Origin of the sequence: Natrinema amylolyticum, from assembly GCF_020515625.1 — an archaeon.
GTDB lineage: Archaea > Halobacteriota > Halobacteria > Halobacteriales > Natrialbaceae > Natrinema > Natrinema amylolyticum.
Genome location: NZ_JAIWPJ010000001.1, coordinates 145,708 through 154,976 on the forward strand (window position 1 = coordinate 145,708; position 9,269 = coordinate 154,976).

The following is a 9,269-nucleotide window of genomic DNA, read 5'->3' on the forward strand; positions in this document are numbered from 1 at the left end:
ACCAAAGGAACATGACAAGAGACGCGAGCACGGCCCGCCTACAGGACGGACACGTCGTGAAAGCAGTGCGCCGGGTCCCGTGGTGACGCGGGAAGCCTTCCCGGCCTGATCCCGGCGCGGTCGGGGCGGCCCGTTGCCGAGCGATAATCGCGGGATGGTACCCGCCCCGAAGCGAGGAGGTCAGCGGGAGCGATGACAGTCCCCTTCGGCCCGACGCAGTGGGGAGTGGGAAGCGCCGGGCCACATCGGGGACGTCATCGAGGTCGGACAGATGCTCGGCCGGTCGAGATCGTAGTGCCGTCGGCGTCGACGACGATCTCCGAGTGCTGGTTCGCCCAGGTCGGTGTCCATCTGACTTCGTCGACGACGCCCTCGAGGCGACGGCCGGCGAAGCGGACCTCGACCGGGACGCCCTCGTCGATCGGGTGGACCGTCATGGGACGACCTCGAGTTCGGTCGGTTTGACGCCTTCACCGATGTCGCCGCCAAACGCCCGGTTGTAGACTGTCGCAACGCGTTCGCGGATCTCGCCACCGACGAAGCGGCCGTCGCCGTAGCAGTCGTTGACGCACTTCGGGAGTGAGCCCCGGAGCGCGTCATACCACTGCAGTTGGCCACCGCAGTTCGGACAGACCTGATCGGCGTGGGCGTGCATCCAGTCGGTAGGCTCATCCTCCCGATCGAGGCGCTCGGCCAGCGCGAACCAGACCCACTCGTCGCGAGTACTGGATTCGCCGTCGGCCTCTGCTTTGAGCTTCCGGAGGTGGGTGGCGACGCGTCGGTACAGTTGGGCGACGCGGTCCTCGTCGATCCACCGCGTTCCGAAGTGCCGTTCGTGGCACTCCCGGAAGCGACTCATCAGCGCGATCTTGCTCGAGCATCGCGAGCCGGTTGTGAGGATGTACGAGTCATCGCCGTAGGCGTTGTCACCGGTCGAGTAGCGGAGTTCTTGGCCGTCCTCGGTGACGATTGTATCCTCCGAGAGCGACGCACCGGACTCTGGACAGAAGGCGTGTGTACCGTGCATAAGAAGACACTCTCCGCTGGTGGCCCCCGGTTCACCCGCCCCGATGGCGTCCCCAGTTTGGGCTTGCTATCAGGTATGGTTACAGATCAACTTAAGTGAACAGATAGATCGCTGCTTTTCCGGAATTATCCGTGGATAGTCACGTGATTTCTCTTATTAGGTGGATTTGACCGACTGTTCCTAAACCTCTATCTAAGTGTCTATTCTAGCATCTTTCAGAACTGTATATTGCACTGTAATTATCAAACCAGATTAAAGAGTCTGTAGTCAAGACCACTGCCATGGCTCGGCTCAAGGATCAGATCAAAGATCTACTGACTATTGACTATGAAAGAAGGGTGAAAGAATTGATTATATTCACTGATGTTTGGGATGTTGGCTTCATATTATTGGGATTAGCAATAATTTCGGCCATGTTTATTACCCCCGTTGTTACTGCTCAAAGAGTCCTTGTTATCGTGACTATGGGATATTCATTTCTGGTATTCAATCAAATGAAGCAGGAGCGATTTACAAATGAATATCCAGGTACCCTTTCTGTTAGGCCTCATTTCGGATTAGATGATGATAGGAATGATTTCCGTTTTGGAATGAAAAACTTCGGTAACGGCCCCGCCATCAATCTCAGAGGTTGTGTTATTGCACGAGAGGAAAACGGGGAAGATGCTCTTGATATTTGGAGAGATAATAAGAGTGAGTTCATTTGGACATTCTCATCAAGAGATCACCATCTCAGTTTGCTAGAGGGTGAACTCTTACCGCTGACAACAACTGCAGAAAATTTTCCCGAAAATCAAATTGATCTCATTAACGACATTTGGAATAGCGATGGGGAGATAAAAGAAATATATGATGGGAAACAACTCGAATTTCATTATACATTCGAGTCTAATAGGGGAATAGAGTATCCACAAGACTGGTATCAGCCTTCAAAAATGGATATGGAGACCGTGATTTCGAAATCATCGGATCCAAGAATAGTGGAATTTGAAGAGATGGATAACCGGTGTAAGTCGAAGAGAACCCTCGAAATTGGGCAATGATTTCTTTCGATACACTACTGTTCCGTGCGTCTATATTGTCCCTTTCTCGCGTCATGAGGGTGCGTCTCGATCTCGATAACACCCTTGTCTTCAAGTAGCCGACCAGAGTCTCGGATCGACTTCTTTGAGAGACCAGTGCAGTCGACGATCTCCTCAACGGTCATTGGTCTGTCCTCAAGGGCGAGGTAGACGAGTCGGGCAGCGGGCGGTTCATCGGCGACGTCTTTCGGGAGTTGTTCAGGCATCGGGATCACCTCGCTCGAAGTCGATCGCGACGACGCCGTTGGCCTCGAGGATCGTCATGTCCAGGCGGAGCGCGTCCGACCGGCAGATGTACGCGCTCCGATCGGCGCCGTCGATGACCGTGATCATGTCGTCGAACGGCCGGAACTCTTCGTGACCGTCGGGACTCAGCGAGTGCGCCTCGAGCTCGACCCAGCCCCGCGGGATCTCTCGGGCCATGTCGATCGAGATGACGAGGACGCCATCGCGAGGCTCGTTGCCCAGCTGCTCGAAGCGGTCGCGTGCCTCCTCGAGTGTCTCGATCGAGGCCGGACCGTCGACGGTCGCGACGTCGTCGTGCTCGAGGGCGTTTTGCCAGACCTCGAGGGTGTCTTCGAAGACGCTCATGCCGTCTCACCTCGGACTGCGCCACGGACCTTTCGCGAATCGGCCTTCGAGCAGTCGAAGCAGAGCATGTTGTGCGGATGATCGTGGCCGCGATCGACCGCGTAGAGTTCCCGTTCGACGGCTGTGGGATCGAACGTTTCACCGCAGTAGGTGACGCCAAGAAGGCTCTCGACGCAGTAGCCGTTGTGACCGTTATCGAGGTTCACCACGTAGCCGGTCGTCACGAGTTGTCACCCCCTTCGCTTCGCGTAGAGTTCTCAGACTGTGAGAGTGGCTGATCAGTTCTTAGGTCAACTGAACGCAGAGCGGTATATTCAGAAATTGTTGTTGTACAAACAATTACTTCCAATTGGTTCTGGTACGCTTTACCGGCCCCACAAAACAGGAGTTTCACTCCACCTTCACTCTCAGGGGCCGGAAGCGTATTTCGTGACCAGCTATCCCTTAAATTGGGATACTGGTACGTTTTCCAATCGTGGTAGTTGATTAGACTGCTGAAGTCACTCATCGGTTGGGCCACCCCCATCGTGTTCAGTGCCCGGTTGTAGTGATCGAATTCCAATGTCTGTATAAAGGTGCTGTGTATACAGCACCTCTCCACAACCGGATCCAGCCCCTCTCGTAGAGTAGCGGTCATCAACCGTTTCACTGACCCAACCACGTGACGGTTCGATGACCGCCGTTCCTTCATCACTAACAGTGCATTCAGTACCCGTCTGTAGTGATCGCTCTCTTCTATCAAATTTAGGACGGATATTAGGACGATGTGCCCCTTTTTCCGACCGAGTCCCCTGACTAGAGACGCGGCTGCCGGCTCTTTGGCCCAACCACAGTCCGGTAGTCCGCATCCATTCATTATTCCTACCGTGATCAGTCTCTGTGCCGCGTGACCGGACGAATTTGGATATCTCGTAAATGTTTGATGACCGAGCCTCCCAGTTATACGGCTGGATTCCCTGGATGACTCTGTGGGAGCGTAAACCGGGGTTGGGACGGTGATACAACTCCCACGCTAATTTAGGAACACCATTTCGTTCAGTACCGCCCGTGTACTTACCGCTCATCGTCGTCACCTCGCAGATGGTCGACCCGTTGATTCGCGATGTTGAGTCGGAGCGCCCCGCTGCGTGTCGTCCGTTCCGATCGGTCATGGTACTCGCGGATTTTACGCTCGAGGTCGTCCGCGTCGTCGACCCCTAAGTAGCGTCGCTCGTGTTCGCCCGAGTCGTCGACGAACCGGAAGAGGTCGTCCCGAGACGTGGCCGCCGCGATCGCCGACCGGACTCGGTTGGGGTGTTCGTCCGGGTAGTTCCAGGAGACGCTCGCAACGACTGGGGCTTCGTGGATCAGCGGGGGTTGGACGCCACCCGTGTTGTGCTTGACGTAGCCGACGACCGAGTCGTAGATCTCCTTCGCTGTGGCATCCGTGTCCTGCTTACTCATCGTCGATCGCCTCCGTTTTCAGTTCGTGTTCGCGTTCATCGATCGCCTCGAGGACGATGTCCCGACCGCCGAACTCGCGGATCTCCACGGCCCGGTACGCCGAGAGTAGGCCCTGGTCCTGGATGCCGCGGATCCGAGCCACCGGGAGGTAGTGCTCCGACGACGAGAGGAACCGGGCAGGATCCTTGCCCATGTCCGCGGCGATGTTCGGATACTGCGGCCGGTCCGAGAGCGCCGCCTGTTTCGGGACGCTCATGTTTTCTTGACCACTCCGTTGACGACATAGATCTCGCCACGAGCCTCGAGCTGATCGGTGACGTCCTCGACGAACTCCCGGTCGGCGTCCATCGCTTCCGTGACCGCATCGATCAGTTCCGTTCGTTCGCTGTTACTCTCCTCGAGCCGCGAGAGGAGAGCGTTCCGTGCATCGCGTGTCTGTGTTGGTACGTTCATCCCAGATTGGTTGGTTCGACAGATGCAGGTTCGCCAAGGGACTTGTTGGCCGCAAATCGGCGGCCAAGATCAGCAATCGCGACGCTTCGCGACGCTTCAGCCGATTTACCCTCAGCTAACCGTTTGTTACTTACACAACTACACTTGTACTGGACAACAGCGAAATTTAGGGAGGTGGGATCCCGCTGTGGAAGAAAATCATCCCTGATCCCCTCCTGCTCTGTTGTCACCAACAAGTCGCTTGGCGAGATCGTCTCGCTCCAAGTTGGCTTCGACGGCACGGGCGAGTGACTTCGAGATGTCCGATCTCGATACCGTCAGCGCTTGTGTCCCGTCTTTCGTGGTTTCGCGGAAGCACGGCCATTCCTCGCCAAGATCTGCCCAACCGTCTTTGACGGTCTGCCACTTGAGCTCGGTCTCTGGGCGGGCCATCTCTCTGACCTGGGTCGTCGTGATGGGGCGGTCTCGTGCAGGCCCACCCATCGCGGCCCGACGAACCAATTCGTTCCGCGTGAGTCGCTTTGCTCGTTCGACCTTCGACTCGCCGTCGGGATCGTGCCCAGCGCTCGCGACAACCATCGCTTGCTCGGCGATCGCCTCGAGCTCGTCAACGCGTTCGCGAAGCTGTTCGTTCTCGGCCTCGAGTTCGGCGATCCGCTCTTCGTGGTCTTCGGTCGTCGCCTCAAGGTCAACGATGTCCTCGAACAGGTGATCGACGCGGTCCTTGAGCTTCCCGAGGAACTCCCGAGCCTCTTCCGGAGAGTGAGGAATCGCGCTCATGCGACCACCCCCAGCTGCTCTGCCGCCGCATCGAGGTCCTCAAGAGAGATCGAGCCGAAGCCAGCGTCGAACGCTTCCCACAGAGCGGCGTTGGTCAGTTCCTCGAGGTCGTCGCGATCGTCGACGTCGTACCGCTCAGCACAGACGTCGGCGGTTACTTCGGGCTCGAGACGGACCGTCGCCTCGTCGAGACGCTCTTCCCAGACCGCTTCAGACATGGCGAAACACCTCGTGAGCGTCGAAGATCAGGCGACAGTATGGACACTCCCGACGGGATGGCTCGTGTTCGAGCCGTGTCGGCTCGCCGAGGATCCGACCGCACTCCGGACACGTCGGGAGCTGGTCGAAGTAGTCACTCTCGGCGCTCACGCTCCGACACCTCCGCTATTCGATGATAAATCAGATGACGCTGTAGAAACTGGAACTGATGTCTTCGGGGCTTCTACGCCGTTAGTCTGCGGTATAGACTGCCCACTACAGGGGGTTCTTACGTGGGCATGTAAAGAATTTGATGAGTGCCCGGGGAGGGCTCCGAACCCTCGATCTCCGCATGTCCCAGGTTCGAGGCTCGGCAGTCCTCGAGGGACACGGAGGCTTCCAAGGCGAAACCGCACCGAATCTCTGAACCCTATGAGTGCGGCGCTATGTCCAGCTAAGCCACCCGGGCTCGATTACGAGTAGTGGGGTGTGTTTCTTTAAGCTTTGTATTCGGAGTCGCCGTGCAACGCGGACCCACGGATTTATCACATGGTATTACGAAATCGGCTGCATGAGCGTTCCCGGTATCGTCCAGTCTACTCTCGATGGCGAGGAGATCGCGGCGCGCGTCTCTCTTGGCAGCGACGACGAGCTCTTCATCACTCCCACGAGGACGATCGTCTATCGCGCCGACGGACTCCTGAGCGACGAATCGGCAGACGAATTCCCTCACGATGCCGACCGGCTGACCATCTCCGAGGGCCGACGCAAGACGAAGTTCACGCTCGAGTACGCCCTCGACGGCGAGCGGTCCTTCACCGTGCCCGGCGGAAAGACCGACGATGTGCTCCACCCCGTTCTCGCCGGCGTGTTGACCGGGAACGGGATCACCGATCCGGGCGAGACGGTCGTCAAGACCTACCGATTCAGCGAGTTGACGCTCATCATCACGAGCGATCGACTCGTCAAGCACATCGGCGGTGCGGTCTGGGACGGGGATTACGAGGAGTATCACTTCGGTGACGTGACCAATCTGGACTTCGAGGACGGGAGCGTCGCCACGCAGATCGTCCTCACCGCCGACGGTCGACCGCAGCGGATCAAGGCACCGAACGAGCAGGCGAACGACCTCCGGGAACGGCTCAAGCGGGCGCTGTTCGACTACCACGACGTCGGCTCGCTCGAGGAACTCAACGAGGCGGTCGGCGAGGACGAGGAATCGACGGCCAGTGAGGGGGCGGTCGACTTCGGCGGCGGCGTGGATCCGCTCGATGCTGACCCACCGGAACCCGATGATCACGACGTGAGCACCGAGCCGACGACCGGGACGGGATCGACCGATCCGCTCGCGAGCGATAGCAGGGACGATACCGCGACCGCCGATACCGGTTCGGCGACGGCGAGAGCCGCCGGGAGCGATAGTCAATCGACCCAGTCGACGTCGGGGGCGGCGTCGGCGACCGACGATCGCGCACCCGATCGCGACGGCACGGCGGACGTCGCGGAGGCAGAGACGGGATCGGTTTTCGAGGCCGCCGATACGAATGCGTCGCCCGCTGGCGATGCCGTCGCGGCGGACTCCGAACCAGACGGGGCGACGGTCACGGCCGAGACCGATCCCGAACTCCTCGAGCGACTCGACGCGCTCGAGGCCGCGGTCGACCGCCAGAGCGAACTCATCGAGCGACAACAGCAGACGATCGAGCAGTTGATCGCGGAACTCCGGCAGGGTCGGTAACGCTAGCCGTCCCGGCCGGTCACTTTTCGAATACACGAGGAGCCGAAGGGGCCGAGTTCGCCGGCCTCGAGATCGATGAAGTGGCCCGTCGAGAGCCCGGAGCCACAGCGTCGACAGGAGAACTCGCCTTCCTTCGTGATGACGTCCCGCTCGAAGCGGACGTACCGGCGACTCTTCGGCCGGATGATCCCGTCGTCGCGCTCGATGATCCCGCGGAGTTCGGCCTCGTCGAGGATCGTCCGCGTCACCGTCGGATCGGACGTGACCGTCTCGATCCGGTCGACGGCGTCGGCGAGCGAGAGCGATTCGTGCTCGAGGCGAGCGAGCAGCGCCAGGCCGAGCGCGACGCGGTCGTCGTCGGCCTCGAGGACGGGGTCGCCGTCGGATCCGTCGCCTCCGTTCCGATCACCGTCGTGAGCCATCGGTCTGTGCTGTCGGCTCGGTGCGAATAAACGTTGTCGCTCTCGCGGTCGATCGAGGTGACTCCGAGAGAAAAGAACGCCGACGGCCGTTCCCACGCCGTGGGAATCCGCCGGCCGTTGATACCTTCGCTCCACTCCTATCCAAGCGAAGGCATCACACGGCCGGAGCATGACTCCGGCGGAGAGAGACCAATGAGTCAGACGACCGTCGATACGGCTGCCGAGGGATCGACCCGGAACGGAGAGCGCGAGATCACCCCCGAGCGGCGGGGGTCGGAGTGTCCGGAATGTACAGGCTCGATCCGCCGCGACGAGGAACACGGCGAACGAGCGTGTACGGAGTGCGGGCTCGTCCTCGACGCGGACGCGATCGATTACGGCCCCGAGTGGCGGCACCTCGACGACGACGGAGAGGACCGACGACGGGTCGGTCCGCCGATGTCGTCGATCAGACACGATAAGGGTCTGAGTACGACGATCGGCTGGCGAGACGAGGACGCGTACGGCAACCGGGTTTCGGAACGTAAGCGCGAACGGCTCCAGCGGTTGCGGACCTGGAACGAGCGGTTCACCTCGAAGAACGCACAGGAACGGAACCTGAAGCAGGCCTTCGGCGAGATCGAACGCATGGCGTCGGCGCTCGGCCTGCCGGAGCCGTGTCGCGAAACCGCCGGCGTCCTGTACCGTCGCGCCGTCGAGGAGGAGCTACTTCCCGGACGATCGATCGAGGCGATGGCGACCGCCTGTCTGTACGCGGCCGCTCGGCGACACGGCACCCCCCGAACGCTCGTCGCATTCGAATCGGTGAGCCGCGTCGAGAAGCTCCCAGTCCAGCGCGCGTATCGGTATCTCTCGAGCGAGCTCGGATTACGGATCGAACCCGCCGATCCGATTCACTACCTCCCCCAGTACGTGTCGGCGCTCGCGGTCAGCGACGACGCCGAGCGGCTGGCTCGGGAGATCCTCGAGGCGGCCAAGGCCCGCGACCTCCACAGCGGGCGGAGTCCGGCCGGGCTGGCGGCGGCGGCGATCTACGGTGCGGCGCGGCTGACGAACGAACGAGTCACGCAGGCGACCGTCGGCGAGGAGACCGGCGTCAGTTCGGTGACGGTCAGGAACCGGTATCGAGAGCTCTTGGACGCCTACGAAGAGGTTCGGGACCGTAGATGAGCCGCGAGGAACTCGAACGGTCGATTCTCGAGGTGCTCGCCGACGAGGGTCCGTCCTACGTCGTCGATCTCGCCGCGGCGATCGACGAACACCCGGTCGCGGTCGATCACGCCTGCGAACGGCTCCGCGATGAGGAAGCGGTTCGATCGATCGGCTGCCGGCGGTACGAGGTCACTGCCGCCGGGAATCGACGACTCGACGTGCGACCGGCGACCGGCGGCGCAGATAGCCGGCCGGAGACGGAAGGACGGATCTGATATCACCGCGACTGCGGGCGGCAGTAGTCAGGATACGTATACCGGTCGTCGTGTTCCAGTGGATCGCCGTGTCGCCGTCCGATCGGACGGAATCCCGCCGTGAGATTT

At 60.3% G+C, this 9,269-nt stretch carries 15 protein-coding genes and 1 tRNA gene; 4 read left to right on the forward strand and 12 right to left on the reverse strand.

Annotation, left to right across the window (positions count from 1 at the left end; translation table 11 throughout):
* Nucleotides 1–254: 254 nt before the first annotated feature.
* Entirely contained in the window at nt 255–437 is a 183-nt protein-coding gene (locus LDH66_RS00765) for a hypothetical protein (protein ID WP_226479178.1), read from the reverse strand.
* The gene (locus LDH66_RS00770) at nt 434–1,027 is read right to left on the reverse strand and encodes a hypothetical protein (protein WP_226479179.1); all 594 of its coding nucleotides are present in this window, start codon (nt 1,025–1,027) and stop codon (nt 434–436) included. Before LDH66_RS00770 ends, LDH66_RS00765 begins: the two co-directional genes overlap by 4 nt.
* 281 nt (nt 1,028–1,308) lie before the next feature.
* Here LDH66_RS00770 and LDH66_RS00775 point away from each other — a divergent pair, with 281 nt between their 5' ends.
* Nucleotides 1,309–2,070: a hypothetical protein gene (locus tag LDH66_RS00775; protein WP_226479180.1), complete on the forward strand. Its 762-nt coding sequence runs from the start codon at nt 1,309–1,311 to the stop codon at nt 2,068–2,070.
* A gap of 14 nt (nt 2,071–2,084) precedes the next feature.
* Here the strand turns inward: LDH66_RS00775 and LDH66_RS00780 are convergent, their stop codons facing one another.
* The 9 genes from LDH66_RS00780 to LDH66_RS00820 form a co-directional block, all read right to left on the reverse strand.
* Entirely contained in the window at nt 2,085–2,315 is a 231-nt protein-coding gene (locus LDH66_RS00780; protein WP_226479181.1) for a MarR family transcriptional regulator, read from the reverse strand.
* A complete protein-coding gene (locus LDH66_RS00785) occupies nt 2,308–2,700 on the reverse strand; it encodes a hypothetical protein (RefSeq protein WP_226479182.1) in 393 nt (130 codons plus the stop codon). The genes LDH66_RS00780 and LDH66_RS00785 overlap by 8 nt, the downstream gene beginning before the upstream one ends.
* Complete coding sequence (locus LDH66_RS00790) at nt 2,697–2,924, reverse strand: hypothetical protein (protein WP_226479183.1); 228 nt, start codon at nt 2,922–2,924, stop codon at nt 2,697–2,699. The genes LDH66_RS00785 and LDH66_RS00790 overlap by 4 nt, the downstream gene beginning before the upstream one ends.
* 829 nt (nt 2,925–3,753) lie before the next feature.
* On the reverse strand, nt 3,754–4,143 hold the full coding sequence (locus tag LDH66_RS00795; RefSeq protein WP_226479184.1) for a hypothetical protein: 390 nt from the start codon (nt 4,141–4,143) through the stop codon (nt 3,754–3,756).
* On the reverse strand, nt 4,136–4,399 hold the full coding sequence (locus LDH66_RS00800; RefSeq protein WP_226479185.1) for a DUF8129 domain-containing protein: 264 nt from the start codon (nt 4,397–4,399) through the stop codon (nt 4,136–4,138). The genes LDH66_RS00795 and LDH66_RS00800 overlap by 8 nt, the downstream gene beginning before the upstream one ends.
* Nucleotides 4,396–4,596, reverse strand: a complete 201-nt coding sequence (locus LDH66_RS00805; RefSeq protein ID WP_226479186.1) for a hypothetical protein — start codon at nt 4,594–4,596, stop codon at nt 4,396–4,398. Before LDH66_RS00805 ends, LDH66_RS00800 begins: the two co-directional genes overlap by 4 nt.
* Nucleotides 4,597–4,794: 198 nt before the next feature.
* Nucleotides 4,795–5,376, reverse strand: a complete 582-nt coding sequence (locus tag LDH66_RS00810) for a hypothetical protein (RefSeq protein WP_226479187.1) — start codon at nt 5,374–5,376, stop codon at nt 4,795–4,797.
* Nucleotides 5,373–5,594, reverse strand: coding sequence for a hypothetical protein (locus LDH66_RS00815; protein WP_226479188.1), 222 nt, complete (start codon nt 5,592–5,594; stop codon nt 5,373–5,375). The genes LDH66_RS00810 and LDH66_RS00815 overlap by 4 nt, the downstream gene beginning before the upstream one ends.
* Nucleotides 5,595–5,892: 298 nt before the next feature.
* A tRNA-Met gene (locus LDH66_RS00820) sits at nt 5,893–6,043 on the reverse strand.
* Nucleotides 6,044–6,145: 102 nt separating this feature from the next.
* Here LDH66_RS00820 and LDH66_RS00825 point away from each other — a divergent pair.
* Entirely contained in the window at nt 6,146–7,312 is a 1,167-nt protein-coding gene (locus LDH66_RS00825) for a DUF7115 domain-containing protein (RefSeq protein WP_226479189.1), read from the forward strand.
* A gap of 2 nt (nt 7,313–7,314) precedes the next feature.
* Here the strand turns inward: LDH66_RS00825 and LDH66_RS00830 are convergent, their stop codons facing one another.
* Nucleotides 7,315–7,734 carry a DUF5830 family protein gene (locus tag LDH66_RS00830; RefSeq protein WP_226479190.1) on the reverse strand — a complete coding sequence of 140 codons (420 nt, stop codon included), beginning with the start codon at nt 7,732–7,734 and terminating at the stop codon, nt 7,315–7,317.
* A 192-nt stretch (nt 7,735–7,926) separates the two neighbouring features.
* Here LDH66_RS00830 and LDH66_RS00835 point away from each other — a divergent pair, with 192 nt between their 5' ends.
* Both LDH66_RS00835 and LDH66_RS00840 read left to right on the forward strand, forming a co-directional pair.
* Nucleotides 7,927–8,904 carry a transcription initiation factor IIB gene (locus LDH66_RS00835; protein ID WP_226479191.1) on the forward strand — a complete coding sequence of 326 codons (978 nt, stop codon included), beginning with the start codon at nt 7,927–7,929 and terminating at the stop codon, nt 8,902–8,904.
* Entirely contained in the window at nt 8,901–9,161 is a 261-nt protein-coding gene (locus LDH66_RS00840; protein WP_226479192.1) for a MarR family transcriptional regulator, read from the forward strand. Before LDH66_RS00835 ends, LDH66_RS00840 begins: the two co-directional genes overlap by 4 nt.
* The last annotated feature ends 108 nt before the right edge of the window (nt 9,162–9,269 follow it).

Excerpts from the sequence above, each read along its gene's own strand:
- LDH66_RS00765 (WP_226479178.1), bottom strand. The coding sequence starts at position 437 with ATGACGGTCCACCCGATCGACGAGGGCGTCCCGGTCGAGGTCCGCTTC.
- LDH66_RS00770 (WP_226479179.1), bottom strand. The coding sequence starts at position 1,027 with ATGCACGGTACACACGCCTTCTGTCCAGAGTCCGGTGCGTCGCTCTCG.
- LDH66_RS00775 (WP_226479180.1), top strand. The coding sequence starts at position 1,309 with ATGGCTCGGCTCAAGGATCAGATCAAAGATCTACTGACTATTGACTAT.
- LDH66_RS00780 (WP_226479181.1), bottom strand. The coding sequence starts at position 2,315 with ATGCCTGAACAACTCCCGAAAGACGTCGCCGATGAACCGCCCGCTGCC.
- LDH66_RS00785 (WP_226479182.1), bottom strand. The coding sequence starts at position 2,700 with ATGAGCGTCTTCGAAGACACCCTCGAGGTCTGGCAAAACGCCCTCGAG.
- LDH66_RS00795 (WP_226479184.1), bottom strand. The coding sequence starts at position 4,143 with ATGAGTAAGCAGGACACGGATGCCACAGCGAAGGAGATCTACGACTCG.
- LDH66_RS00800 (WP_226479185.1), bottom strand. The coding sequence starts at position 4,399 with ATGAGCGTCCCGAAACAGGCGGCGCTCTCGGACCGGCCGCAGTATCCG.
- LDH66_RS00805 (WP_226479186.1), bottom strand. The coding sequence starts at position 4,596 with ATGAACGTACCAACACAGACACGCGATGCACGGAACGCTCTCCTCTCG.
- LDH66_RS00810 (WP_226479187.1), bottom strand. The coding sequence starts at position 5,376 with ATGAGCGCGATTCCTCACTCTCCGGAAGAGGCTCGGGAGTTCCTCGGG.
- LDH66_RS00815 (WP_226479188.1), bottom strand. The coding sequence starts at position 5,594 with ATGTCTGAAGCGGTCTGGGAAGAGCGTCTCGACGAGGCGACGGTCCGT.
- LDH66_RS00825 (WP_226479189.1), top strand. The coding sequence starts at position 6,146 with ATGAGCGTTCCCGGTATCGTCCAGTCTACTCTCGATGGCGAGGAGATC.
- LDH66_RS00830 (WP_226479190.1), bottom strand. The coding sequence starts at position 7,734 with ATGGCTCACGACGGTGATCGGAACGGAGGCGACGGATCCGACGGCGAC.
- LDH66_RS00835 (WP_226479191.1), top strand. The coding sequence starts at position 7,927 with ATGAGTCAGACGACCGTCGATACGGCTGCCGAGGGATCGACCCGGAAC.
- LDH66_RS00840 (WP_226479192.1), top strand. The coding sequence starts at position 8,901 with ATGAGCCGCGAGGAACTCGAACGGTCGATTCTCGAGGTGCTCGCCGAC.